At 65.4% G+C, this 26,219-nt stretch carries 24 protein-coding genes; 10 read left to right on the top strand and 14 right to left on the bottom strand.

Translation table 11 applies throughout. From position 1 onward, the window contains the following. Window positions 1-52: 52 nt before the first annotated feature. The 11 genes from AC1DV8_RS08920 to AC1DV8_RS08870 all read right to left on the bottom strand — a co-directional run bounded on the left by AC1DV8_RS08920 (window position 53) and on the right by AC1DV8_RS08870 (window position 12,399). On the bottom strand, window positions 53-1,717 hold the full coding sequence (locus AC1DV8_RS08920; protein WP_477157206.1) for a urocanate hydratase: 1,665 nt from the start codon (window positions 1,715-1,717) through the stop codon (window positions 53-55). Window positions 1,718-1,915: 198 nt separating this feature from the next. Next, a complete protein-coding gene (locus AC1DV8_RS08915; RefSeq protein ID WP_477157205.1) occupies window positions 1,916-3,046 on the bottom strand; it encodes a DUF917 domain-containing protein in 1,131 nt (376 codons plus the stop codon). Between the two features lies 1 nt (window position 3,047). Beyond that, entirely contained in the window at window positions 3,048-4,286 is a 1,239-nt protein-coding gene (locus tag AC1DV8_RS08910) for a Zn-dependent hydrolase (RefSeq protein WP_477157204.1), read from the bottom strand. Continuing rightward, window positions 4,283-5,626, bottom strand: coding sequence for a dihydroorotase (locus tag AC1DV8_RS08905; protein ID WP_477157203.1), 1,344 nt, complete (start codon window positions 5,624-5,626; stop codon window positions 4,283-4,285). Before AC1DV8_RS08905 ends, AC1DV8_RS08910 begins: the two co-directional genes overlap by 4 nt. A 9-nt stretch (window positions 5,627-5,635) precedes the next feature. After that, window positions 5,636-6,385, bottom strand: coding sequence for an ABC transporter permease (locus AC1DV8_RS08900; protein WP_477157202.1), 750 nt, complete (start codon window positions 6,383-6,385; stop codon window positions 5,636-5,638). Continuing rightward, complete coding sequence (locus AC1DV8_RS08895) at window positions 6,382-7,320, bottom strand: ABC transporter ATP-binding protein (RefSeq protein ID WP_477157201.1); 939 nt, start codon at window positions 7,318-7,320, stop codon at window positions 6,382-6,384. Before AC1DV8_RS08895 ends, AC1DV8_RS08900 begins: the two co-directional genes overlap by 4 nt. Then, window positions 7,313-8,503, bottom strand: a complete 1,191-nt coding sequence (locus AC1DV8_RS08890; RefSeq protein WP_477157200.1) for an ABC transporter permease — start codon at window positions 8,501-8,503, stop codon at window positions 7,313-7,315. Before AC1DV8_RS08890 ends, AC1DV8_RS08895 begins: the two co-directional genes overlap by 8 nt. Window positions 8,504-8,585: 82 nt before the next feature. Continuing rightward, a complete protein-coding gene (osmF, locus tag AC1DV8_RS08885; protein WP_477150102.1) occupies window positions 8,586-9,494 on the bottom strand; it encodes a glycine betaine ABC transporter substrate-binding protein OsmF in 909 nt (302 codons plus the stop codon). A gap of 99 nt (window positions 9,495-9,593) precedes the next feature. Beyond that, window positions 9,594-11,147, bottom strand: a complete 1,554-nt coding sequence (locus AC1DV8_RS08880; RefSeq protein WP_477157199.1) for an aromatic amino acid lyase — start codon at window positions 11,145-11,147, stop codon at window positions 9,594-9,596. A 53-nt stretch (window positions 11,148-11,200) separates the two neighbouring features. Then, complete coding sequence (locus AC1DV8_RS08875; protein ID WP_477157198.1) at window positions 11,201-11,995, bottom strand: creatininase family protein; 795 nt, start codon at window positions 11,993-11,995, stop codon at window positions 11,201-11,203. Between the two features lie 14 nt (window positions 11,996-12,009). Next, on the bottom strand, window positions 12,010-12,399 hold the full coding sequence (locus AC1DV8_RS08870; protein ID WP_477157197.1) for a RidA family protein: 390 nt from the start codon (window positions 12,397-12,399) through the stop codon (window positions 12,010-12,012). A 230-nt stretch (window positions 12,400-12,629) separates the two neighbouring features. Here AC1DV8_RS08870 and AC1DV8_RS08865 point away from each other — a divergent pair, with 230 nt between their 5' ends. The 6 genes from AC1DV8_RS08865 to AC1DV8_RS08840 all read left to right on the top strand — a co-directional run bounded on the left by AC1DV8_RS08865 (window position 12,630) and on the right by AC1DV8_RS08840 (window position 18,728). After that, window positions 12,630-13,634, top strand: coding sequence for an ABC transporter substrate-binding protein (locus AC1DV8_RS08865; RefSeq protein WP_477150098.1), 1,005 nt, complete (start codon window positions 12,630-12,632; stop codon window positions 13,632-13,634). Between the two features lie 126 nt (window positions 13,635-13,760). Then, window positions 13,761-14,525 (top strand): ABC transporter ATP-binding protein, encoded by a 765-nt coding sequence (locus tag AC1DV8_RS08860; protein ID WP_477157376.1) that lies wholly within the window; start codon window positions 13,761-13,763, stop codon window positions 14,523-14,525. Next, window positions 14,525-15,397 carry an ABC transporter permease gene (locus AC1DV8_RS08855; protein WP_477157196.1) on the top strand — a complete coding sequence of 291 codons (873 nt, stop codon included), beginning with the start codon at window positions 14,525-14,527 and terminating at the stop codon, window positions 15,395-15,397. Before AC1DV8_RS08860 ends, AC1DV8_RS08855 begins: the two co-directional genes overlap by 1 nt. Before the next feature lie 2 nt (window positions 15,398-15,399). Then, window positions 15,400-16,716 (top strand): cytosine deaminase, encoded by a 1,317-nt coding sequence (locus tag AC1DV8_RS08850; RefSeq protein ID WP_477157195.1) that lies wholly within the window; start codon window positions 15,400-15,402, stop codon window positions 16,714-16,716. 3 nt (window positions 16,717-16,719) lie between these two features. Beyond that, the gene (locus AC1DV8_RS08845; protein WP_477157194.1) at window positions 16,720-18,129 is read left to right on the top strand and encodes an FAD-binding oxidoreductase; all 1,410 of its coding nucleotides are present in this window, start codon (window positions 16,720-16,722) and stop codon (window positions 18,127-18,129) included. After that, a complete protein-coding gene (locus AC1DV8_RS08840; RefSeq protein WP_477157193.1) occupies window positions 18,126-18,728 on the top strand; it encodes an NAD(P)H-dependent oxidoreductase in 603 nt (200 codons plus the stop codon). Before AC1DV8_RS08845 ends, AC1DV8_RS08840 begins: the two co-directional genes overlap by 4 nt. Before the next feature lie 251 nt (window positions 18,729-18,979). On the opposite strand, the gene AC1DV8_RS08835 is transcribed toward AC1DV8_RS08840, so the two are convergent. Further along, entirely contained in the window at window positions 18,980-20,008 is a 1,029-nt protein-coding gene (locus AC1DV8_RS08835) for a cell wall hydrolase (RefSeq protein ID WP_477157192.1), read from the bottom strand. 235 nt (window positions 20,009-20,243) lie between these two features. Beyond that, window positions 20,244-22,496, bottom strand: coding sequence for a putative PEP-binding protein (locus AC1DV8_RS08830; protein WP_477157191.1), 2,253 nt, complete (start codon window positions 22,494-22,496; stop codon window positions 20,244-20,246). Between the two features lie 157 nt (window positions 22,497-22,653). On the opposite strand from AC1DV8_RS08830, the gene ispH reads away from it, so the two are divergent. The 3 genes from ispH to rnhA are packed head-to-tail and all read left to right on the top strand — an operon-like array spanning window position 22,654 to window position 24,607. Continuing rightward, window positions 22,654-23,616: a 4-hydroxy-3-methylbut-2-enyl diphosphate reductase gene (gene ispH / locus AC1DV8_RS08825; protein ID WP_477157190.1), complete on the top strand. Its 963-nt coding sequence runs from the start codon at window positions 22,654-22,656 to the stop codon at window positions 23,614-23,616. Then, window positions 23,613-24,137 (top strand): GNAT family N-acetyltransferase, encoded by a 525-nt coding sequence (locus AC1DV8_RS08820; protein ID WP_477150090.1) that lies wholly within the window; start codon window positions 23,613-23,615, stop codon window positions 24,135-24,137. The genes ispH and AC1DV8_RS08820 overlap by 4 nt, the downstream gene beginning before the upstream one ends. Beyond that, a complete protein-coding gene (gene rnhA, locus AC1DV8_RS08815; RefSeq protein ID WP_477150089.1) occupies window positions 24,134-24,607 on the top strand; it encodes a ribonuclease HI in 474 nt (157 codons plus the stop codon). The genes AC1DV8_RS08820 and rnhA overlap by 4 nt, the downstream gene beginning before the upstream one ends. Here rnhA and AC1DV8_RS08810 read toward each other — a convergent pair. Next, window positions 24,604-25,719, bottom strand: coding sequence for a nucleotidyltransferase family protein (locus AC1DV8_RS08810; RefSeq protein ID WP_477157189.1), 1,116 nt, complete (start codon window positions 25,717-25,719; stop codon window positions 24,604-24,606). The genes rnhA and AC1DV8_RS08810 overlap by 4 nt on opposite strands. 167 nt (window positions 25,720-25,886) lie before the next feature. On the opposite strand from AC1DV8_RS08810, the gene AC1DV8_RS08805 reads away from it, so the two are divergent. Next, window positions 25,887-26,213, top strand: coding sequence for a hypothetical protein (locus AC1DV8_RS08805; RefSeq protein ID WP_477157188.1), 327 nt, complete (start codon window positions 25,887-25,889; stop codon window positions 26,211-26,213). The last annotated feature ends 6 nt before the right edge of the window (window positions 26,214-26,219 follow it).

The raw sequence follows: 26,219 nt of genomic DNA, 5'->3' as shown, positions 1-26,219 counted from the left end.
GGGTCCCGGCTTTCGCCGGGATGACGTCCTATGGATGATGAGATGAGCTGCCTCACCCCCTCAAATCAAACCACCCAATCCCTTTAGCCGCCGCCTCATCCACCGCGTCCTCATACCCGGCATCCGCATACCGCATCACGCCAAGCCCCGTGTCATTGGTCAGCGCATGCGATAACCGCGCATCCCCTGCCTCGGTCCCATCCGCCACCAGCGTCACCCCCGCCGAGGTCATGTACCCCGCATACCCGCCACCGCCCGAGTGGATCACCACCAAATCCGCCATGGACGAAGCGAGCAGCATCGCATCGAGCAGCGGCCAGTCGGCAATCGCGTCCGAGCCGTCCTTCATGTTCTCGGTCATGATGTTGGGATGCGCCATCGCCCCGGCATCGAGATGATCGCGCGAGAACGCCACCGGCCCCGCAAGCTCACCCGACCGCACCAGCGCATTCACCGCCAGCGCCAGCGCCGTCCGCTCGCCATGCCCCAGCCACGCAATGCGCGCCGGCAGCCCCTCGAACGGCACATACTGCCGCGCCAGCCGGATCCAGTTGGTGACGATCTTGTTGTCCGGGAACATCTCCAGCACCAGATCATCGATCCGCGCGATATCCGACGCCTCGCCCGATAGCGCCATCCAGCGGAACGGCCCGATGGCGCGCGCAAACAGCGGCCGCAGATACGCCTCAGTGAAGATCGGGATATCGAACGCATTCTCCACCCCGGCCTGCTTCGCCTGCGTGCGGATCAGGTTGCCGTTGTCGAACACCTCGGCGCCCGCCTGCTGAAACCCCAGCATCGCCCGCACGTGGTCGGCAATCGAAGCGCGGCTCGCCGCCATCAGCTGCCCCTGCCCGTCCACCCGCAGCCGCTTCACCTCATCGAGGCTCATCCCCTTGGGCACGTAGCCATAAACGAGGTCATGCGCACTGGTCTGGTCGGTGACGATGTCGGGAATGATCCCGCGCCGCAAAATCTCCGGATAGACCTCGGCCGCATTGGCCACCAGGCCAACCGAAACCGCCCGCTTCTCCTTCACTGCCGCCTCGATAAGCGCCAGCGCCGCATCGAGGTCTGGCGCGATCTCCTCGAGATAGCCGATCTCCTTTCGCCGCCGCGCCCGCTCCGGGTCGACATCGACATCAAGGATCGCCGCCCCCGCCATGCGCCCGGCCAACGGCTGCGCCCCGCCCATCCCGCCCATCCCGGCAGTCAGGATGAAGCGCCCGGCCAACGAACCGCCGAAGCGCTTCTCGGCGATGCGCATGAAGATCTCGTAGGTGCCCTGGATCACCCCCTGGCTGCCGATGTACTGCCACGCCCCGGCGGTCAGCCCGCCCCAGGCGATCAGCCCCTTCTTCTCGAGCTCGTAGAACACCTCGGCCTTGGCCCACTGCCCCACGATGTTGCAGTTCGCCATGATCACCAGCGGCGCCTGCGCATGGGTCTTGAACAGCCCGATCGGCTTACCGGACTGGATGACCAGCGTCTGGTCCTCGTCCATCGTCATCAGCGTCTCGACGATCTTCTTGTGCGCCGCCCAATTCCGCGCCGCCTTCCCCAGCGCCGCATAGACGATGAGCTTCTCAGGGTCCTCCCCCACGGCCAGCACGTTCTCGAGCAGCCGCAACAACGCCTCCTGCCGCCAGCCTTTGGCGCGGAGGATCGGACCGGATGGAATGGGGAAATTCGGATGGCGGGGATTGGGTTTTGGCATGGAGTTTTCTACCGCGTCCGTGCCCGAAAGAAACCCCCACCCCTGTCCCCTCCTCAAGGGGGAGGGAGACGCCAGCCGCCGACAACGGTGTCAGTGGGACGAAGGCAATAGCCGCAGGGTCTCCTCCCCCTCGAGGGGGAGGGACAGGGTGGGGGGTACGTTTCCCGCACCAGCCTATCGGCCGCAGGACTGGCGGCCTTACTCCCAGCCCTTCACGCCACCCTTCCTCCGCGGCTTGATCCCGTCGAGCGCATACGTCGCAAGATCGATCCCCAGCGCCTTCTCCACCGGCGGGAACACCGCCGGCTCGATCACCGAGGTCGAAAGCGGGATGATCTTCTTGCTGACATGGAGGATGAACACGAACATCCCCACCCGCAGCTGCCCAGCCGAAAGCGGCGTGCCCGAAGCGTCCAGCGTCGTGATCACATCCGGGAACGTCGCGAGCCGGTTGCCGCCGGCGTCGTCCACCGCCATGTACTCGTTCATGGTGTGGATGGTGATCGCCTTGTCGCCCTCGTTGAGGACGAACCGGCCGACGTCGAACGCTTCCTTGGTGTAGACGAGGTCCTTGTTGGTCACCGTCCCCTTGGCGAGGATCGAGCCGCCGGTAGCCTTGACGATCGCGTCGATCACCGCCGAGCCGCCCTTCTTTTCCGCTGCGATGATCGCCTCACCCAGTTCCAGCGCCAGCGAGATGCCGCCCAAGGCCGCGTTGCGCCGCACATACTTGGCGCGCACCGGATTGCGGCACGAGGCTATGAAGCCGCCGGACATATCCGACGCGGTGCGGAGGATCGGCGAGATCTTCGCCGTGGCGCCGCGCGTCACCAGCTCGATGTAGCGGTTCTCGGCCCGGTTGCCGCCCACCGCCGTCTGGATCGATTGCTCGGGCGAACTCGCCATGCCGATCGAGCCCATGTCGCCGGTGGGGTGCGCGCGGATATCGCCCACTGCGTCCACCACCTTGGTGCCTAGGATCGCCCCCGGCAGCCAGGCATTGAGCGTCGAACTTTTGCCGTTCTGCCCGATCATCAGCCCGGCGAGCCGCTCGCCCAGCGCCTCCTGCAGCAGCTCGACGGCCTTCACATAGTCGCGGCCCTGCATCTCCCAGGGCGTGGTCGAAGCCGGCGCGCCGATCGCGGCGGATGTCGCCACCCAATCGCGCGGCTCCAGCTCCTCGATGTCCACCAGTTCCGGCTTGCCGATACTCACCGCCGCATAGCCGAGCATCCGGCCATGGTCAGCCCATCCGCCCCCGCCCGCGGCATAGACGGACCCGCCCTTCACCGCCGGCTCCACATCCTTCTCGGTCAGTACGCGACCCATCCTACAAGTCCTTATCGAGCTTCTTCACCGCCTCCAGCAGCACCGCAGCCCCCAAGGCAACGTCGGCCGTTTCGGCATATTCCTCCGGCGCATGGCTGCGGCCGCCGAGGCAGGGGATGAAGATCATCGCCGCCTTCGTCACCCGCGCCATCCATGCCGTGTCGTGCCCGGCGCCCGAGGCCATGCGGCGATGGCGCGCCCCCACGGCCACAGCTGCCGCGTCGAGCGTATCAAGCACGAACGGGTCGCAAGGCGTTGGCAAATTGTCGGAAATGGTCAATGGCGGCTCTATCGCCACCCCGGTGGCGGCTGCCGTCGCGTTAACGAGCACAGCAAGCTCGGCAACGAACTTCTCCATGTCCTCGCGCCGCTCGGCCCGCGCATCGATCAGCAGCCGCGCCCTAGATGGCACCACGTTCGCCGCACCCGGTTCGATCGAAAATTCACCCACCGTCGCTGCGAAATGGAACCGGCCCTTGCTGAGCCGCGTCCCCAGGTCCTCGATCCCCACCACCAGCCGCGCTGCCGTGGTCAGCGCATCCTGCCGCGACCCCATCGGCGTCGTCCCGGCATGATCGGCCTGCCCGTTCACCACCACCTCGATCCGGGTGATTCCGGCAATTGCCGCCACCACGCCGATATCGAGATGCCCATCCTCCAGCACCGGCCCCTGCTCGATATGCAGCTCGAGGAACGCCGCGATATCCTCGCGCTTTTCGAGCTTGTTCGGATTGCCGCCAACCTCGGCAATCCCCTCGCGCAGCGTCAGCTCATCGACGCGCCGATCCAGCCACTCCGCCGGCCGCACCCCAGCCATGCCGCGGCTCCCGACGCACGACACCCCAAAGATTGACACCTCCTCGGCGAGGAAATCGACGATCTCCAGATCATGCTCCAGCACCACGCCCTGGTCGTGCAACGCCCGCGCCACCTCCAGCGCCGCCGACACCCCGGCGATGCCATCAAAGCGGCCACCGTCCGGCACGGTATCGGAGTGCGAGCCAACCATGATGGTTTTGCCGCCAACGCGTCCCCGCCGCCGCCCGATCAGGTTGCCGGAAGCATCGATCCGCGTCTCCAATCCGGCCGCCTCAAAGCGGCGGACGAGCCACTCCCGCCCGCGCAGGAACATCGGGGTAAAGGCGCGCCGCGTGTACGGCCGTCCGGGCTCGGTGATCTCGGCAAGGGTGGCGATATCCTCGGCGATGCGGGCTTCCTGCGTGGGGAGGTTTCGGGTCACGGTCGCACCCACCGCCCTACCCCCGGCTCAGCCACAGTCGTCCCGTCAAACACCTGTTTCCCCCGCAACCAAGTCCCCGCCACCGTCCACGGCAGCGTAATCCCGTTATACGGGCTCCACCCCACCACGTTGTGCCCCGACCGCGCCGCGTCGTACACAACCGGCCGGTCCACCAGCACGGTGATATCCGCGTCCTTCCCAGCCTCCAGCGCCCCCTTTTGCCCTAGCCGGAAATGCCGCGCCGGGTTCGCCGCCATCAGCTTCGCTGCCCGGGTCAGCGGCACCCCGCGCTCCAGCGCGCCCTTGACGAACAGCGGCACCATCGCCTCCAGCCCCGGCACGCCCGAGGCATTCGCCAGCATGTCCGGATTGGTCTTCCGGTCCTCCGACCAACTCACGTGGTCGGTCGAAACCAGCGTCACGTTCCCCGCCGCAACCTGCCGCCACAGCGCTTCCACCTCGGCGCGCGGCCTTATCGGCGGGTTGATCTTGGCCTTGCCGCCCAGCCGTCGCACGTCGTTCTCCTCGTCCAGCGTCAAATAGTGGATGCAGCACTCGATGGTCGCGCCGAACCCGTGCGCCCGGTAATCCGCGGCGATGTCGTAGCCGCGGCTCAGCGAGCAATGCACCACATGCGCGTCGCACCCGGTCTGCGCCCCGGTCTCATAGATCTGCAGCGTCGCCAGCAGCTCGGTCAGCGGCGGCCGGCTCATGCCATGCGCCCGCCAGTCGGTGATCCCCGAGGCCTTCACCATGGCCATCGCGGCGCGAACGCTCTCGTCGTCCTCGTTGTGCACGCCCGCCGTCAGCCCGGTCTTCGCCACCTCGGCAAACGCCTCGGCCAGCAGCGGCGGCGAGATGCGCGGAAACCGTACCGGGTCCGTCCCAAACGTCGAAAACTTGAACGCCGCGACGCCAGCCTCTGCCTGCTCGGCAATCCGGCTCGCGCCCTCCTCGGGGTTGATCGTGCCGTAGAGCGCGAAATCCACCCGCGCCTGCGGTTCAGCATGCGCCACCTTGATCCGCACCGCCTCGGCCGAGCACACAAGGTTGCCCTCGTCATACGGCATGTCGACGATCGTCGTGACCCCGCCCGCCGCCGCCGAGCGGGTCGACCAGATGAAGTCCTCCTGGTTCTTCTGGCTCAACGAATGGGTCTGCGCGTCGATCGCGCCGGGCAGGATCAGTCCGCGACCGAAATCATGCCGCTCATGCCCATGCGGGGCCACGCCCTCGCCCACATGCGCCACCTTGCCGTCGCGCACCGCCACGTAACCGCCCTCGATGACCATGGAAGGCAACACCACGGTACCGGCGATGACGAGATCGAAATCGGACATCTGAGTTCCCTACGATTGCTGCCGACGCTGACCGGTGCGGGCCATCAGCATCCGCTCGAGCGCCGAAAGCGCATCATAGATCAGAACCGCCATCACGCCGACCACCAGGCCGCCTTGCGCGATGAAGGCGAGATTGTTCGAGAGCAGCCCGGCGATGATCACCTCACCCAGCGTACTCGCGGCCACAGTCGAGCCGATTGTCGCCGTCGCCACCGAAATCACCACCGAGAGCCTGATGCCCGCGAGGATCACCGGCGTCGCCAGCGGCAGTTCGACACCAAGCAGCCTCTGCCGGTCGGTCATCCCCACCCCGCGCGCCGCCTCGGTCACCGCCGGCGGCAGCGTCGTCAGCCCAGTCAGCGCATTCTCGAAGATCGGCAGCAGGCCATAGAGAAACAGCGCCACCAGCGTCGGTGCCGCCCCGAACCCCAGCACCGGCACGGCCAGCGCCAGCACCGCCACCGGCGGAAAGGTCTGCCCGATATTGGCCAGCGACCGGCTCAGCGGCAGGAACTCCGCCCCGAACGGCCGCGTGACGAGGATCGCCAGCCCCACCGCCAGCAGTGTCGACGCGATGGTTGCAATGGCAACGATGGTGAGGTGGCTCAGCGTCAGGTTGAGCAGCGAATTCTGCACATAGATCGCCGGCTGGCCGTTCTTGGTCAGCGGCTGGAACACCCAGGCAAAGCTCCCGGGCGTCAGGATGAACGCCACCAGCAGCGCGAGGACGACCAGCCGGATGATCAACCCGAGCCTCATTGCGGGCGCTCGGCCTTGTGGGCGATGTCGTCGCGGCGGATGCGGCCGATGGTGGTGCCAGTCTCGTCGACCACGGGCAGCATCTCGCGCCCGGTCCACAGCAACTCGGCATAGGCGTCGCGCAACGAGGCGTCGGCCGAGATCGGTTCGCCCTGCGCTGGGCCGGCTTCCACCAGGTCGCGGACCCTGCCCAACGACATCAGCCGGAACGGCCGCTCACCGGTGCCGATCAGCTCGGCGACGAACGGCGTCGCCGGCCGGGCGATGATCTCGTCGGGCGGCGCGTATTGCAGGAGCTTCCCCTTGTCCATCACGGCGATCTTGGTGCCGAGGTGGATCGCCTCCTCCATGTCGTGCGTCACCAAGACGATGGTGGTGCCGAACCGCTTCTGGATCGCCAGCAAATCCGACTGCGCCTTGGCACGGATGATCGGGTCGAGCGCACCGAACGGCTCGTCCATCAACAGCAGTTTGGGCTCCGCCGCCAGCGCCCGCGCCACCCCGACGCGCTGCTGCTGGCCGCCCGAAAGCTCGCTCGGCATCCGGTCACGAAATTCCGCGGGCTCGAGTTGGAACAAGCTCAGAAGCTCATCAACCCTTTGCATGGATTTCTGCTTGTCCCAGCCAAGCAGCGTCGGCACCGTCGCAATGTTCTGCCCCACCGTTCGATGCGGAAACAGCCCATGCCCCTGGATCGCATAGCCGATCCGGCGCCGCAGTTCGAACGCCGGCACCGCCCGCGTATCCTCGCCGTCGATCTTCACCACGCCCGAAGTCGGCTCGATCAACCTGTTGATCATCCTCAACAAAGTCGTCTTGCCCGAACCCGACGTGCCGACGATCACCGCAAGCTCGCCGTCCGCGACGGTGAGGCTCACGTGGTCGACCACGGTCAGCTCGAGATAGTCCTTGGTGAGGGCTTCGATCTCAATCACGGTGAATATCCTTGGGCGAGACCATTTCCACAACAGAATCAAGCACTACGGCCGCTGCAAAGGCCAGGGCCACGGTCGGCACGGCGCCCAGCAGCACCAGGTCCATCGCCGTCTGCCCGACGCCCTGGAACACGAACACCCCGAACCCGCCGCCGCCGATCAGCGCAGCAATGGTGGCGAGCCCGATGTTCTGCACCAGCACAATCCGGATGCCGGTGAGGATCACCGGAAAGGCCAGAGGGAACTCGACCGTCGTGAGCCGCTGCCAGTCGGTCATCCCCATGCCCTTGGCCGCGTCATTGGCGGCCGGCGGCACATTGTCGAGACCCACCACGGTGTTAGCCACCACCGGCAGCAGCGAGTAGGCGAAAAGGGCCACCATCGCCGGCGCCGCACCAATTCCGGAAATACCAACCGCCGAAGCGCCGGGAACGTTCGCCGCCACCCAGGCCAGCGGCGCGATGAGCAGCCCGAACAGCGCGATCGACGGAATGGTCTGGATGGCGTTCAGCACATTCAGCACCGGCGCCCGCCACGCATCGCTGCGGTGGCAAAGGATGCCGATGGGAATACCAGCGACCGTCGCCGCCGCGAGCGAGCCGAGCGCTAGCGCCAGATGCGTCTGCGCCTCGCGCCAGAAGGTGTCGCCGCGGTTGAAATACTCGCGCAGGATCGACAGGTCGTTGAGCGTGCCGGAAACGAGCAGCACCGCGAAGAACACCGCCACCGCCGCCAGCACCCCGATCCGCGTCCAGGGCCTCAGCCTCAGCCGCGCGACAGCATCGGCGGCGAGCAGCGCAAAGGCAAAGATCAGCAGCCAGAAGCCGCCACCGGGTGAAACGCGGGCAATCTTGTCTCCCGGCGGCGTCAGGAACGTGCCGGCATGGCCGATAGCGATGAACAGCAGCGCCAGCACCACCAAGCTCGTCGCCAACCGCCACAGCGTCGGCGTCCGGAACAACGCGATGCCGATGCCAGCCACCAGCACCAACGCCAGCAACACCGCCTCCCACCCGGGCAGCGCAACGAATATCCCCTTCGATTCCCCCAGCACGATGCGATTAGCGCGAAACGCTGCGAACGGCAGGAACGACGCGACAGCCGCCAGCCCCGCGATCAGCACGCCGAGCTTGTCGACGGCGAACGGCAACCGGCCAGCTTGGGGAACCGCGATGTCTGTCATGGTGTCCGTTCGCTCATCGCGAAAACATTAGGGGTGGGCAGTATTCCTGCCCACCCCCAAAATGCACTGTCTGCGCCAAGGCTTACTTCAGGAAGCCGTTGGTCTTCAGCCAGTCGATGGCGACGTCCTTAGCAGCTTCGCCGCCGACCTGGATGCGGCCGTTGAGCGTCTGCAGCGTCGCGAGGTCGAGCTTGGCGAACACCGGCTTCAGCAGCTCTTCGATCTGCGGGTTAGCCTTAAGCACCGCTTCACGGATGATCGGCGCCGGCTCGTAGACCGGCTGCACGCCCTTGTCGTCGGTCATGACGACCAGGCCCGAGGGGGCAATGCCACCATCGGTGCCGTAGACCATCGCGGCGTTGACGCCGTTGGTCTGCTGCGCGGCCGCAGCAATCGTCGCCGCGGTGTCACCGCCCGAGAGCGTCACCAGCTGGTCGGGCTTCAGCGTGAAGCCGTAGACTTCCTGGAACTTCGGGAGGGCGGCGGGGGACGAGACGAACTCGGCCGAGGCCGCCAGCTTGATGTTTCCACCACCGGCAATGTACTTGCCGAGATCGGAGAACGTCGCGAGCTTGTTGGCGTCGGCTACATCCTTGCGAACCGCCACGGCCCAGGTGTTATTGGCCGGAGCGGGCGACAGCCAGACGATCTTGTTGGCGTCGTAGTCGAGCTTCTTGGCCTCTTCATAGGCCTTCGCGGCGTCGTTCCACAGCGGGTCGTCGGCCTTCTCGAAGAAGAACGCGGCGTTGCCGGTGTATTCGGGGTAGATGTCGATCTCGCCGGCGGTAATTGCCTGGCGGACGACGGGCGTACCGCCGAGCTGGATTTTCTCGGTTACGGCGACGCCATTGGCCTGCAGCACCTGGCTGATGATGTTGCCGAGCAAGCCACCTTCGGTATCGATCTTCGACGACACGACGACCTGGGCGTTGGCCGCGGTCACCGTGAAGGCCAGCGCCGCAACGGCGCCGAGCAGTTTCTTCGAAAGCATGATGGTCTCCTTATTGTTCCGGCCGCCGTGCACGATCCCTAGGGCCGGAATTGGCGCCAAACCTATACGGGCGCCAAGGAAAAGTCATACTCCGGCATGCTACGTGACGGGGCCGAGCGCGAAAAACTCGTCCAGTGCAGGAATGGGTGCGTGGGAAATCAGTTCCGCCATTGCCTGTTCGGAACCGAGATCGCTTTCGATGATTTCCACCTCGGCGGAAAGTGGCCGGTCGATTTCGTAGAACGCCGCGTGCTTGCGCACCTTCGCGTAGATCATCCCCGGCACGCCACTCGGCCGGTCGCCGTGAATGTCCATCGCCTGCGCCGCCAGCAGCCCCTCGAGCGCCGCGAGACGCCGTAGCGCCCGCACCTGCCGCTCCAACCGCTCGACCACCAGCGGCAGGAACGACACCTCGTCCTCGAGCCCGGCGGCCACCACCAGCGATTGCGCGGAGACCGGCATGGCCATCGACAGCGCCCGTGCAAACAGCTCGCCCGCCAGCTTGATGATCGGGCCGAAGCCGGTAGCAATCGCGCCGCGCGGCACCAGGTTGATCGGCAGGTCGCGCCGCGCTCCGTTGCTCAGCAGCACGCACCTGTTGAACGAGTTGCGCGCCGCATGTGCCAGCGCCAGCTGCGCGGTCTGCAGGTAAATCGTCACATCAAGCGGCAGCGAGCCGCCCGAGGTCAGCACCTGTCCTTCGACCACCACAGGGTTGTCGTCGGTGCGGCCGGTGGCGGCCAGCACAGTCCGCCCCGCCACCAGCAGCGTGTCGAACACCGAGCCGAACACCTGCGCCATCATGCGCAGCGACAGCGGATCCTGCACGTGCGTGGCGTTGGGCCAGTCCCAGCCCATGGCATTGTGATAAAGCCACGCGCCGATCTCGGCCTCGCGCTCGGTCCCCACATGCGCCACGGCCTTCCACGGGTCGCGAGACGCGCCCAACGCGCCGGCCGTGGTGAGGCTCGTCGCCAGCAGCATGCGCACCGCCGACGCTGCCGAACGCACCGCCTCGGCCGCGGCCGCAAAGCCAACGGCATTGACGCTGATCGAGGCGAGGCTGTCGCGCGGCGCCATACGGCAAGGCGCCAATCCGGCTTCAGCGAGCGCGGCTTCGGCTGACATCCGTCGGTTCTGGTACACCGCCTCGCCGACGCCGGTCAGCACGGCGCCGATCTGGCCCATCAGCCCAATATCGGCGGTGCCGATCGAGCCGGTACGCCGCACCACCGGCACCACATCCCTGTCGAGCAGCGCCAGATACGCGTCAACGAGCGCGCGCGAGCACCCCACCCGCCCGGTCAGCGCCGTGTTGACGCGGATCGCCATGGCGCTGCGCACCACCGAGTTGGGAAACGGCGCGCCGGTGCCGAAATGGTGGGCGCGCACCAGCCCGAGATTGAAGGTCTCGAGCTGCTCAGGCGTCCACTCGACGTCCTTCATCGCCCCGACGCCGGTATTGGCGCCATACACCGACTCACCGCGCGCGAGCTTGTCGTCGACCACCTTGCGCGCCACGTCGACACGCGCCATGGCGATGGGATCGGCCTCGAGCGACACCGCACGCGCGCCGATACGCGCCAGGCTCGCGAAGCTGAGTGGCTTGCCGTTGAGCGATAGAGTGTCGGTTTGCGTCTGAAACTGCTGCATCAGCAGGGATTACCGGGTGCAAGGCAGGCGCGCAATGGGAGGCGCCGGCTTCCCTAGTCGCGCGTCCCCGGCAGCGGATAGCGCTCCACCTCACGCAGCAGCTCGATGAAACCGTCCACCGCCGTCTCGACAGTGATCCGCCCCTTGTCCGCCGTGGCCAGATGCGCCTCGCCGGCGGCGCCGAGTGGGTGGATGTCGCTGGCGATCCAGGCGTAGCTCAGCATGCCGGTTGGCCGCATGTACTTGTAGCCCTGCTCGTCACGCTGCGCGACCGACGGGAAATCCTGCAGCGCCTCGCGGTTCACCAGTTCGGGCCGGAAGTGCATCACCAGCGAGGTCTCGCTGTCGCCGCCATGGATGCCGAAGCGGTTCTCGATGTCGGAATAGATGTCCTTGGGCCAGAAGTGGCTCCAGCCGGCCTTCACCGCCAGCATGTTCTGCCGCACCCGCAGCTCGCGCGCCACGATGTCGAGGATCGACACGTTCCCGCCATGGCTGTTGACGAACACCACCTTTCTGATGCCGGTCCGCGCGATCTCGAGCCCGATCTGCGTCCAGGCGTCGATCAGGTTGGTCGCCGTGCCGCTCAGTGTGCCCTTCTGCCAGATGTGCTCGTTGGATTTGCCGATCGCCTGCACCGGCAGGATGCGGATATCGAGATCCGCCGGCGCGCGTTGCACCAACAGGTCGAGATGGCCCTGGTTGATGATCGTGTCGGTGCCCACCGGCAAATGCGGGCCGTGCTGCTCCACCGCCGCCACCGGGAACACCGCGATCGTCTTGTTCGGATCGAGGCGATGGAATTGGTTGGCGGAGAAGTCGTTCCACCAGATCTTGCGATAGCTCATGTGAAGTCTTTCAGTCAGCTGGGGATCGCGGCGATCGCTTCGATCTCGACGACGAATTCGGGCCGCGCGAATCCCGTCACGATCATCAGGGTTGAAGCCGGAAATGGCTCCGGAAACAGCTCGTTGCGCACCTTCATGTACTCGGCCAGGTGCTCGCGGCCGGTAACGAACGCATTGAGCTTCACCACATCGCCAAAGCCCATGCCGGCCTCCGCCAGCACGGCGGCAATGTTGTCGAAACAGACGCGCGTCTGGCCCGCGCAATCGGCGGGAATCGCGCCATCAGCGGTGATCCCGACCTGGCCGGAACAGAAGACGTAGCGCGAGCGCGAACTGACCTCGACACCGAGGCTGTAGCGGGAAAACGCCGGATGAATCGATGAAGGCGAAAGCGGCTTATGCACAGGACCCCCGGTGTGTATGCTCAGCTAAGCGTCAAACGAGGGCGAATGAAAGCCCCAATCTAATCCTTATTGCCTATTCTGGCGGCACTTTGCTGAATGGCGCAATTTTGGGCTTTTCTTTTGCTTTTCGGCGCGGAATGAATGGTTTGGTGTGCCCGCGGGCATGGAAGTTTGCCGACCGGCCGGGCGGGGGACAAGCCCCGGCGGATACCTTAACAGGGAGACTAACGATGATCGACTTCACCAAGCTCATCTCGGCTGGCGTGGTAACGCTAGCATTGGGCATGAGCGGCGCCATCGCGCAGGACAAGGTGAGCTTCGGCACCAACTGGCTGGCCCAGGCGGAGCACGGTGGCTACTACCAGGCCGTGGCCGACGGCACCTATGCCAAGTACAACCTCGACGTCACCATCCGCCAGGGCGGGCCGCAAGGCGCCAACCGCTCGCTGCTGATTGGCGGGCAGATCAATTTCTACATGGGTGGCCCGACCACCGCGATCGACGCGGTCAAGGAAGGCATCCCCACCATCACGATCGCCTCGATCTTCCAGAAGGATCCGCAGGTGCTGCTGGCCCATCCGGATGCGGGCTTCGAGACCTTCGCCGATCTCGCCAAGGCGTCGAAGTACATCCTCTCCAAGGATGGCTTCATCTCGTACTTCAGCTGGATGAAGTCCGCCTACGAGGGCTTCGTTGACGAGAAGTTCGAGCCCTACACCTTCAACCCTGCGCCGTTCATCGCCGACAAGCAGGCGATCCAGCAGGGCTACCTGACCTCGGAGCCCTACGAGATCGAGAAGCAGGCCGGCTGGGCGCCCAAGGTGTTCCTGCTCGCCGATAACGGCTTCCAGCCCTATTCGACGACGATCGAGACCATGAAGCCCTGGTACGACGCCAACAAGGACGTGGCCAAGCGCTTCGTCGAAGCATCGATCATTGGCTGGTACAACTACCTCTACGGCGACAACGCCGCGGCCAACGAGCTGATCAAGAAGGACAATCCCGAGATGACCGATGGTCAGCTCGCGTACGGCCTCGCCAAGATGAAGGAATACGGCATCGTCGTTTCCGGCGACGCGGAGACCGGCGGCATCGGCTGCATGACCGACGCGCGCTGGAAGGATTTTTACGACCAGATGGTCAAGGTCGGCCTGTTCGCCGAAGGCATCGACGTCACCCAGGCATATACCACTGAACTGGTCTGCCAGGGCCTTGGCAAAGAGCTGGTGAAGTAAGAAGAACCTACTCGGCGCGGGCAATTCCGCCCGCGCCGTTCGTCCCTAACGTGGGCTGCTGCATTGACTGATCTTTCCCTCGCCGAGCCGAGGACCGCACCGAAATCGACGCACACCGTCGTCTCCATGCGGAACGTCTCGAAAGTCTTCTCCAACGGTACGCTGGCGCTCAAGGACATGTCGCTCGATGTCGAGCGCGGGGAGTTCCTGAGCCTGCTCGGCCCGTCCGGCTGCGGCAAGTCGACGGCGCTCCGGATCATCGCCGGCCTCGGCGGCGCCAGCTCGGGCAGCATCGACTGGCCGTCGTCCAAGATCAATTCCAGGGGCCTGCCCGAGGGCGATGTCGGCTTCGTGTTCCAGGAGCCGACGCTGATGCCGTGGCAGACGGTGTTCGGCAACGTCTACCTGCCGCTCCGCCTGGAGGGCGTGAGCAAGTCCGCCGCCCGCCCCCGCATCATGGAAACGCTGGCCTCGGTCGGCCTCGCCGATTTCGCCGAAGCCTACCCGCGCGAACTGTCGGGCGGCATGAAAATGCGCGTCTCGATCGCCCGCGCGCTGGTCACCAAACCCAAGCTGCTGCTGATGGACGAGCCGTTCGCCGCGCTCGACGAAATCACCCGGCAGAAGCTCAACGACGATGTCCTGCGCCTCTGGAAGCAGTCGGGCGTCACCGTGATTTTCGTCACGCACTCGGTGTTCGAGAGCGCCTACCTTTCCAACCGTATCGTGGTGATGAAGGCCCGCCCCGGCCAGGTGTTCGCGGATATCCCGCTGAAGACCAGCGGCGAGCGCAACGCCGAATACCGCACGTCGGAAGAGTACCGCGCCACCACCCACGAGGTGTCGCACGCACTGCACGAAGCCATTCACGCCGGTGGGGGGACGCACTGATGAGCAACGTCGTGCAAACCGCCCCCGACACCGACGACGAAGCCGGCACCGACAGCGCCGTCGCCATCCTCCGCCCGCGCACCTCCAACACCGAGCGCGTGCTGCGAATCGTCGTGCCGGTGGCCATGCTGGTGCTGGCGGTGATCGCGTGGCACTTGATCGTGGTGCTCAACGGTATCCCGAAATACATCCTGCCGACGCCGGGCGACGTGGTGACGTCGCTCTACAATGACTGGCCGACGCTCGCCCCCTCGCTGCTGGTGACGCTGCGGATCACCTTTACCGCGCTGATCTTGGCGTTGATCGGCGGCGTTGCGATGGCGATCATCCTCGTGCAGAGCAAGTGGGTCGAACTGGCGCTGTTTCCGTTCGCGGTGATCCTGCAGGTAACCCCGGTCATCGCCATCGCGCCACTGCTGCTGATCTATGTGCCCGACACCCAGACGGTGCTGCTGATCATCGCGTTCCTCGTGGCGTTCTTCCCGATCCTCTCCAACATGGTCACGGGCCTGAAGAGCGTCGATCACAACCTGCTCAACCTCTACGATCTCTACGGCGCCTCACGCTGGCAGACGCTGATCTATCTCAAGCTGCCGGCGTCCCTGCCCTACTTCATGGCCGGCCTCAGGATCGCCGGCGGCCTCGCGCTCATCGCAGCTGTTGTCGCCGAGTTCGCCGCGGGCACCGCCGGCCAGGGCTCGGGCCTCGCGTTCCGGCTGCTCGAATCGCAATACCGGCTGAACATCCCCCGGCTGTTCGCAGCACTGATCCTCCTCACCGGCACCGGCATCGCCATCTTCGGCCTCACCTCGTTCATCGCCTGGCTGTCCCTGCACCGCTGGCATGAGAGCGCGATCAAGCGGGAGAATTGAGCGTGCACGGCACCCCTGCCCTCGCGACCGGCAATGTCACCCTCCGCAACGCCCGGATCCCGAGCGCTGCGTTGGGCAAGGCCGGCAGCGGTGCCATCGAGAACGTCGATATCGAGATCCTGGATGGCCGCATCGCCGCCATCCGCCCCACCGGCTCGGCCCCCGTTACCGGCCCGAGCCATGATCTCGATGCCGGCCTGATCCTCCCCGCCTTCGTCGATATCCACACCCATCTCGACAAGGGTCACATCTGGCCGCGCAAGGAAAACCCGGACGGCACCTGGCTCGGCGCCCTGCTCGCCGTCGGTGCCGATCGCGAGAGCAAGTGGGCCGCCGCCGACATGGAGCGGCGGATGGATTTCGCGCTGCGCTGTGCCTATGCGCACGGCACCGCCGCCATCCGCACCCATCTCGATAGCGCCCCGCCCCAGCACGAGATCAGTTGGACGCTGTTCGAGCAGATGCGCGAGCGCTGGGCCGACCGCATCGAGTTGCAGGCCGTCTCCATCACGGGCCCGGACACGCTGGTGAACCCGGCCGAACTCGACGCTGTCGCCCAGCAGGTGAAGGCTTCGGGCGGTATCCTCGGCGGCTCGGTCGCCGAATATGCTCGCTCCAAGGAGGCCATGCTGCGCGTGGTCGAGAAGGCCGGCGACCTCGGCCTCGATCTCGACCTCCACACCGACGAGACCGGCGATCCCTCGGCGCACGCCCTGCTGCATCTCGCCGAGGCGGTACTCGAGACCGGCTACACCGGCAAGGTGATGGCCGGCCATTGCTGCGTCCTCACCGTGCAGGACGAGCGCACCCAGCGCACCACCATCGACAAGGCCGTCGAAGCCGGCATCGCCATCGTCTCGCTGCCGATGTGCAACATCTACCTGCAGGACCGCAGCAACGGGAACGGCGCCGTCCGCACCCCGATCCGCCGCGGCGCCACCCTGCTCAACGAATTCAAGGCTGCTGGCGCCGTCGTCGCCATCGCCTCGGACAACACCCGCGACCCGTTCTACGCCTATGGCGATCTCGACGGCGTCGAGGTGCTGCGCGAGGGCGCCCGCATCCTGCAGTTCGACCACCCGCAGGATCAGGCGTGGGACTGGGTGCGCGCCGTCGGCTCAGCGCCTGCCGCGCATGCCGGCTTCACCTACAAGGCAGTGATCGCGCCCGGCGCGCCCGCCGACCTGGTGCTGTTCCGCGCCCGCAGCTGGACCGAGCTCAACGCCCGCCCGCAACATGACCGCATCGTGCTTCGTGCCGGCAAGGCCATCGACACGAGCCTTCCCGACTATCGCGAACTCGACGACCTGATGGAGTAAACCATGGATATCACTGGCTTTCGCGCCGCTCTCGGCGACATTCCGGTCGAAGACAACCCGCGCATCGTGCAGCAGAAGAGCCGCGACCATTACTGGTATTCGCCGCGCCTGAAGCAGCAGCTCGAAGGCGTCACCGCCGAGATCGTGGTCTCGCCGCGCTCGGTCGATGAAGTCGTCACGGTGCTGCGCGAGGCCTTCAAGTACGAGGTGCCGATCACCCCGCGCGGCGCCGGCACCGGCAATTACGGCCAGGCCATGCCGCTCTCGGGTGGCGCCATGCTCAACCTGATGAACCTCAACAAGGTCATCAAGATCGAGCAGGACCGGGTGCGCGCCGAGGCCGGCGTCATCCTCGAGCAGCTCGACGAACAGACCATCCACGCCGTCAACGGCGAACTCCGCTTCCACCCCTCGACCTATCGCATGGCCTCGCTGGGCGGCTTCATCGCCGGCGGCTCGGGCGGTGTCGGCTCGATCCGCTGGGGCGGCTTGCGCAATTTCGGCAACATCCTCGGCCTCAAGGTCGTCACCTGCGAAGCCGAACCGCGCGTGCTCGACCTGCGCGGCCCCGACATCCTCAAGGTGGCCCACGCCTACGGCACCAACGGCATCATCGTCGAAGCCGAGATGCCGCTGACCGCGCATTACGACTGGGTCGACATGATGGTCGGCTTCGACACCATCCAGGAAGCCTGCGCCTTCGCCGAGCAGGTGGCGCTGCAGGATGGGCTGTTGTGCAAGGAAATCTCGCCGGTCGCCGCGCCCATCGCGCACGACTATTTCAACCGCCACCGCCCCTACATCCGCAGCCGCGAGCAATCGGTCGTGCTGCTGATGGCGGCTCCTGCAGCCGTCCCCGCACTGGTCGATTTCGTCGCCTTCCACGAAGGCGACCTGCTGTATCGCGCCGACACCCTGACGCCCGAGGAAAAGGCCAAGCTGCCCCCGATCTACGAGCTGGCCTGGAACCACACGACGCTCCGCGGCCTCAAGATCGACCCGACCATCACCTACCTGCAGACCCAGTACCCCGACCTCGACCATGTGAAGAAGATCATCGACATCTTCGGCGAAGAGCTGCCGATGCATATCGAGATGACCCGCTTCGACGGTCGCGTCGTGTTCTCCGGCCTCCCCATCGTCCGCTACACCTCGGAAGAGCGGCTCGAGGAGATCATCCGGATCCACGAAGAGAACGGCTGCCTGGTCTTCAACCCGCACCGCTACACCCTCGAAGAGGGCGGCATGAAGCGGACCGACCGGGCGCAGCTGCAGTTCAAGAAGGAAGCCGATCCCAAGGGTATCCTCAACCCCGGCAAGATGATCGCCTGGGACGATCCGGATTTCGATTTCGAATCCGGCCGTACCTGGCTGTTCACCGGCCTCTACACGCTCGGCGGCGCCGCCGAATGAGGGTGCTGGTCGTCCACGCCCATCCGGTCGAGACCAGCTACAACCGCGCGCTGTTCAACGCGACCTGCGAAACCCTTCGGGCGAAGGGCGACGAGGTTGATGCGCTGAACCTCTATGACGACAACTTCATCGCGGCGATGAGCCGCGACGAACGGCTCGGCTACCACGACGTGCCAGGGAACCTGACGCCGCTGACCAAGCCCTACGTCGACCGCCTCCGCGCCTGCGACAAGATCGTTTTCGTCCACCCGGTGTGGAACTATGGCTATCCGGCGATCCTCAAGGGCTTCTTCGACCGCATCTTCCTGCCGGGCGTCTCGTTCGTCCTCGAAGGCGGCGACGCCAACGACAAGGGCAAGCTCATCCCGGCGATGAAGAACATCAAGAAGGTGGCCTACATCACCACCTATGGCGGCGATCGCCTCCGCACCATGATCATGGGCGACCCGCCCCGCCGCCTCGCCATGCGCTGGGCCTGGGTCACCTTCGGCACGCTGATGCCGCCAAAATACCTGGCGCTCTACGACATGAACAACCAGACCGAAGCGGGTCTCAAAGGCTTCATCGAGAAGGTTAAGCGCGAGATGGCGAAGTTCTGAGGCTTTGGGCGAATTTGCACCGATGCCTCAGTCATCTCTCCCCTTGCGGGAGAGAAAGCGATTTCTTGGGCTTAGCGTCTGCTAAGCCTTAGAAATCGCAAGAGAGGGGATCGTGGAGGGCACGATGGCTCCGCACCCCCTCTCTTGCGAAAACTAAGGACTTAGCTGCGCTAAGCCCAAGTTTTCGCTTTCTCCCCCGCCAAGGGGGAGAGGGGCATCGAGTCAGCCGCAGCTTCAGAAACAGCCAGTTATCAGCCGAACTTCCATCCGCGCTTGAACTGGTAGAACACGTGCATGCCGATCTTGGTGTTCTTCTTCATGCGCGGCGCCCAGTGCGGGTAGACGTAGGTGGCGTGGTAGTGGGTCGAGTAGCCGACTTCGGCCAGGTATTCCTTGCCCGAGATCACGTCCTTGGCGATTGCCATGGCCTGCTTCCAGGATTTCTGGTCGGTCACCTTCTCGGGGATGCCGTCGCAGGCAAAGGAGAACTGGCAGGCGTTGCGCTTACTCTGGTTCTGGAACACCACGCCGCAGATCGTGTCGGGATAGAGTTTGTGGTAAACGCGGTTCATCACCACCTGGCCCACCGCCACCTGGCCGCGATAGCTCTCGCCGCGTGACTCGAAATAGATCGCAGTGGCCATGCACCAGACTTCCTTGTCGGAAACCTTCTTGCCCTGCTTGCTCATCACCGAGCCGTCGAACACCGTCGCCGGTAGGTCGGCCCGCGCATAGGCGAGCTTCTCCGACATTGTGTGGGGCACCGGCACATCGCTGCCGGTGCCGGCAAGGCCTTCGATAGCATCAAGCGCGGGGGTCGTCAGCGCGGGGTCAATGGCCGCAACGGCTACCGGCATCTCGGCTGGGGCCTTGGCCTCCACCTGGCTCTTGGTCCAGGTGGCAAGGTCGGCCTTGGCCGTCTCGACGGTCGCCGGAGCCGTGCCCTTGGGGTTGCGTGCGGCCGCGATCTTGGCGCGGATATCGGCGAAACTGGCGGTCAGTTCCGCCAGTTGGATCACCGGGCGGGCGCGATCCTGCTTCAGCGCACGATTGGCGCCGACGAAGCTCTGCGAAAGGAAGATGTTGTCGATCGAGCCGGTGATGACCACATCCGTGCCGGAACGACTGAGGCTCGGCCGCGTTAGGCTAGCCTCATAGGCCGAACTCGACCCCATGTCGGGAGCGTGAGCGGCGCCGGTCAAGCCGGCGACGGCGAAAATTGCGAGCGCGAAACCTGCGCATGCCTTGAGTGCGGCGAGCTCATTGCGAGCACGGCGCATCGGGGTGGTCCGGTACGGGGCCATCAGAACGCTTTACTATCCACGCGAACGCAACAAACGACGCGCCGGCATTTCAGATAAACTGTGACGCAAATGCCGGCCTTCGCGATAATGCGGGTTTAGGGTTAGCCGACCGTAAACAGGGGAAATTTGGCGTCAGGACGGGCCGGAGATGGCCACGAAGGGGCTATATCCGGGCGAAATGGGGCAGCTGGGCTGACGTAAATGCTGCCGGCTATTGCGCCAGCGTCAGCCTCGCCACCGGCACCCGATATGGCGAGCAGCTCACGTAATCCACATCCAGCCGGGCGAAAAACCACAGCGAGGCCGGGTCGCCTGCATGCTCGCCGCAGATGCCGATCTTCAAGTTCGGGTTCGCCCGCTTACCGCGCTCGATCGCGATGGTGATCATCTCGCCGACGCCCTTCTGGTCGAGCGTGACGAACGGATCAAGGTCGTAGAGCCCCTTGCGCTGATAAGCCGAGAGGAACGCCGGCGCATCGTCGCGGCTGATGCCGTAGGTGGTTTGCGTCAGGTCATTGGTGCCGAACGAGAAGAAGTCGACATGTTCGGCGATGTCCCCTGCCCGCAGCGCCGCGCGCGGCAACTCGATCATAGTGCCGAAGGCGAAGCGCTCCCGGGCCGCCGGCGGTAGCCCGGCCTGCTCGACGATGGCGTAGGTCTGGCGCTTAACCTCCACCACCTCGCTGACAGTGGAAACGAACGGCACCATCACCTCGAGCGTCACCGGCTCCGACTGCTTGGCCGAAGCGGCACGCACGCCGGCGCACAGCGCCTCGATCTGCATCTTCAGGATCTCGGGATAGGTGATGGCGAGCCGCACGCCGCGGTGCCCCAACATGGGGTTGGTCTCGGCAATACGGTCGAGCCGCATACGAAGCGCACGCACCTCGAGGCCGAGCGACTGCGCCGTCTCCTCGATATCCTCGTCGGTACGCGGCAGGAACTCGTGCAGCGGCGGATCGAACAGCCGTACCGTCACCGGCCGCCCCTTCATGGCAAGGAAGATCGAGGAATAGTCCGCGGTCTGGAAATCGACCAACCCGGTCAGCGCCTTGGCGCGATCGTCGGCATCTTCCGACAGGATCAGCCGCCGCAGCGCCACCATGCGCTCGCGCGAAAAGAACATGTGCTCCGAGCGCGCCAGGCCGATCCCCTCGGCGCCAAAGCTCAGCGCCGTATTCACCGCCTCCACCGTCTCGGCATTGGCCCGCACCTTCACCCGGCGCGAGGCGTCGGACCAGCCCAGGAGCTTCCCCATCGCGCCGCCAATATGCGGCTGCGCCAGTGGCAGGGCGCCCAGATAGACCGAGCCGTCGGTGCCGTCGACCGTGATGCGGTCACCCTGACGGAATTCCTTGTTGCCGATGCGGCAGGTCATCTCCGCCTGGTTGACGCTCAGTGTCCGCACGCCGGCAACACAGGGCTTGCCCGTGATACGCGCCACCACGCCCGCGTGACTGGTCATGCCGCCCCGGGCGGTCAAGATGCCGGTCGCCGCCTTCATCCCTTCGATGTCGGTCGGGCCGGTCTCGGTGACGACGAGGATGCAATGCCGGCCGCGCGCCTTCATCCGCGCCGCATCCTCGGAGTTGAAGACGATGACGCCACTGGCGGCGCCCGGGGAGACACCAAGTCCGGTGGCGAGCACCGTGGCGCTTTCAGGCGAGCGGAGCCGGGGATGCAGCATCTGCTGCAGGCGCGCCGGGTCGATATGGGTCACTGCCTCGCGCTGCGTCCAGCGTCCACGCGCCACACGATCAACGGCGGCTTCGAGTTCGGCTGCTGCCGAAGCCGGGGCGGCACGAGCCGAAAGCAGGCGGACCGTGTCACCCTCGATTGACACCAGGCAGCTCAGATGCTGCCCAGCCGCCGCATCCAGCAGATCGACGAACGCCGTTGCAGAAGTCGGCAAGGGACCGAACGGCGTGCCATTGACTGGCGCCGGGCCAAGCACTCCCGTCTGCGCGTCGCGAGTGAGGAACTGCCGAACGTCCCCGTCAGCCATCGCCTGGACAATGACGATCTGCCGCTCTGGGCGCGGATCGAATGTGGCGTAGGACGCAAAGGCATCCGAGATGGCCTTTGCCAACGGCCGTGCCGGGTCGACGGACTCGGCCTCGTTGGCAGGCGGGCTCAGCCCCGGCCGTGCCGGCATCAGGCCCGAACTGTGCGCCGCGCTCGACGTGCGCACCACCAGCGCCGGCGGCCGGCCATCGCGGCCAACCAGCCGGAACAGCGTCGCCACCCAATGGATGCGCAGCCGGTCGTCCTTCGCCTTGCGCTCTTCCTGCAGGGCGTTCCAGGCGGCGCGACTGATGACAATGGTCGGGGCAACGGGCAACCCGGCTTCGGCAGCGCGGCTCAGCCACAAAGCCTTGCCGACCAGCAACCCGTCCTGGATCGAGGAAAGGTTCGCCTTGCCCGTGGCGGGCGCGATCGCGAACATCTCCATTGCCAGGGTCACCGGGGACACCTTCCGCCAAGTTGCGAAACATATTGCCGTTCAGGCCGTTGCACCGCAACTGATCACTTGTGATCGGCTTGACGCACCGTTGCCCGTGCCCTTGGGTCGCGGCATTGCTACCTTGACTTGCCTGGGCATTGAACGCATCTGCTCTCCTATGCAAACAAGGCCGCACTTGGACATTACGCTGTGTGCGCCGCGCGGTTTCTGCGCCGGCGTCGATCGCGCCATCCAGATCGTCGAACTGGCGCTCGAGCGCTACGGCGCGCCGGTCTATGTGCGCCACGCCATCGTCCACAACAAATACGTCGTCGACGGCCTGCGCCAGAAGGGCGCGGTGTTCGTCGAGGAGCTCGACGAGATCCCGGATACCGGCGCTCCCGTCGTGTTTTCCGCCCACGGGGTGCCCAAGTCCGTGCCGGCCGGCGCCAAGGCGCGCAACATGTTCTTTCTCGATGCGACCTGCCCGCTGGTGTCGAAGGTCCATATCGAGGCCAACCGGCACCACAATGAGGGCCGCGAGATCGTCCTCATCGGGCATGCAGGCCATGTCGAGGTGATCGGCACCATGGGCCAGTTGCCCGATGAAGCCATCACGCTGATCCAGACGGTCGAGGAAGCTGAGAGCTTCGTGCCCCGGGACCCGGCCAAGCTCGCCTACGTGACGCAGACGACGCTCAGCGTCGACGACACCTCCGCTATCGTCGAGGTGCTGCGCCGGCGCTTTCCGACCATCGCGCTGCCGCACAAGGAAGACATCTGCTACGCCACCACCAACCGCCAGGAAGCGGTGAAGCGGGTGGCGCCGAATGTCGATGCGATGATCGTGGTCGGCGCGCCGGAATCGTCGAACTCGGTGCGCCTGGTCGAAGTGGCGCAGCGCAACGGCTGCCCCAACGCCTCGCTGGTCGAGCGCGCCGACAAGATCGACTGGAGCAAGTTCGAGGGCATCAAGACGCTGGGCATCACCGCCGGCGCCTCTGCCCCCGAGACGCTGGTCGATGAGGTCATCGAGGCCTTCGCGCAGCGCTTCGACATCGCGGTCAGCGCCAGCGGCGAGCAGCGCGAGAGCATCGTCTTCAACCTGCCCCGCGAACTCAGAGCCCAGCCCGCCGCATGACTGACCTGACCCTCTTGGAAACGGAGCGGCTGGTCCTCTCCGGCTGGCGTGCCGACCAGATCGACGACCTCTACCGCCTGCATGGCGATCCGACGGTGGCGCGCTATCTCACCGGGCACGGACAGCCGTGGAGCAAGGCGGACATGGACAAGGCGCTCGCCCACTGGATCGCGCTGTTCGAGCGCCAGAAGATGGGCAAGCTCCGGGTGACGCGGAAGGCCGATGGCGTGCTCGTGGGGCGCTGTGGCTTCGGTATCTACGGCGCCGACGAGATCCCGGAGATCGGCTACTCGCTCTATCCGGAGTTCTGGGGCCAGGGCTACGTGTACGAGGCGGCGAGCGCTCTCAGGGACTGGTATTGGCGCGACACCGACCGCGACCATTTCCTCGGCATGGCGGACGCGCGCAACGAGCCCTCGCTGAAGGTGCTGCGCAAGCTCGGCGGCGTCTACACCCATACGGGAGACAGCTACGGCCATCCCGATGTCGAGTTCTACCGCTACGATCGGCCGCCCGCATGAACTCTGTTATCATCCACACCGATGGCGCCTGCTCAGGCAACCCCGGTCCCGGCGGTTGGGGCGCCGTGCTGCAGTATGGCGACACGGTGAAAGAGCTGAAGGGCGGCGCGCCGCTCACCACCAACAACCAGATGGAACTCACCGCCGCCATCGAAGCACTGACCGCGCTGAAGCGGCCGTGCGAGATCGAGCTCCACACCGACAGCAATTACGTCAAGGACGGGCTGACCAAGTGGATTCACGGCTGGAAGAAGAACGGCTGGCGCACAGCTGACAAGAAGCCGGTCAAGAACGTCGAACTCTGGCAGTCCCTCGACGCCGCCACCCAGCGCCACAAGATCAACTGGCACTGGGTCAAGGGCCACAATGGCGACGAAATGAACGAACGCGCCGACCAGCTCGCCAACGAGGGCATGGAGCCGTTCAAGGGCAAGAAGCGGAAGTCGGAAGGGCTGATGCCGCCGGTTTAAGCCGGCCGGGCGGCCAGTTCGTAGCGGACCGGGTCGCCGAGCATGCGTTCAAGTGAGACCAGTAGCGCCCGCCGAATGTCTTCCAACACTTCCGGATCGATAGTCCGCAGGCTTTGTCGGATGGCGTCGCGCCAGGCCGGGCCACGATCCCACGCCGTCATGTAGGCGTCGGCGAGGGCGTCGGTCTGGCGGGTCTGGACCATGGCCTGCATGATCTCCGTTGCCTGTTGCACATCCTTGCGGCTCTTTGCGAGGCCGTCGTTGTCCGTGAGCCGGCGCGTGGCGACGATCAGCTTGTGGATGGCATAACGCTCGGGGGCAGGCACCAGCACAGGCACGCCGGCACCATGTAGAAGCACAGCGCGAACTAGCTCATAAATCAGAAAGTCGAGGAAGCGGAGCGGTTGCGCTGCGGTTGCACCCAATGCCGGCATGGCGGCAGGCCGATCGGTGTGATCGTCCGAGCCGGTGTTGGGAGTGAGGAACTCGACCTTGTAACCCGAGCGGGTGCTGTACTGTGTGGTATAGCGTCCATCATTGCGATGCGGAATCTCCCGGAAGGTGGGATCCACCTCGCGCAACACGTCGAGGATGGACGGCATGCTATCGTCGACCGCGTTGGCGATCGAATGGAACTGGGCGAAGTCGGCATCGCCGGTCTGCATGATCGCGCCGGGCATGCGGACACCCAGCAGCGCCGAGTAGCACTGAAACGCCACGGTACCGATCAGCACACCGCGAAGCCGGAAGAAACCAGCGCGAGAGAGCGCTTCGACGATGTTGCCGGCGAGCGGCTGGGGGCGAGGCAGGTAGGCTTCGCGCACAAGCGTGGAAACAAGGCGCGAGCGGACGCGGTAGTCTTCCTTGAGGTCCTTGAACTGCTCGACGCGCCGGGTGATCTCCTCATCGTCGGAGGGGCCGACGTAGGTACGACGCTTGGCCTGGACGTCGCCGGGTTGCTTGGGCGCGTCGTAGTACCAGAATTTCCTGCCCTTGACCTCAACAGCTACGAAGCGTCCATCGAGTTCGAACTCGGACGTGAAGGCGGCATCGAGGCTGCGTTGAGCGAGTTCCGAGTAGAGGGTCTGGTAGGTCAGATCGAGCTGTTTCATCGCGTTATACCATTTTCGCGAAAATGGTATAACACAGGTTCCGGTCCGGTTATACCATTTTCGCGAAAGTGGTATAACTGCGGGCCAAGCTGGGCGTCATGAGCAATTGGAGAGCTGCTTATGACCTGCGCGTTGCCTCCGCTGCCTGGCGGTCGCATACTCCCATCATGCGCCCGCTCCACCTCGCTGCCGCCCTAGCCCTGCTCGCCACCCCCGCGCTGGCGCAGTTCCCACCGCCCGGCGTCTACGCCTGTGTCAGCGAGAATGGCGCCAATCTCGGTGAACTCACGGTGTTCGTGGCGGGCGACTATTCGTTCAAGAACGTCGACGGCAACAGCGCGAGTGGGCAGGTGGCATCGGCCGGCAACGACGTGAACCCGCTGTCGGGACCGCTCAAGGACATGCAACTCGTCGGCGTGTTCGGCACCGACGACACGGGCAAGACGAAGTTCCGGTTCACCGGCTCGGATGGCCTAGAGGTGACGTGCAGCTAAGGCTGC

Source organism: Devosia sp. P3_B2 (assembly GCF_056402875.1).
The sequence above is the reverse complement of the archived record's forward strand: the minus strand, read 5'-3'. Positions and strand labels throughout refer to the sequence as shown.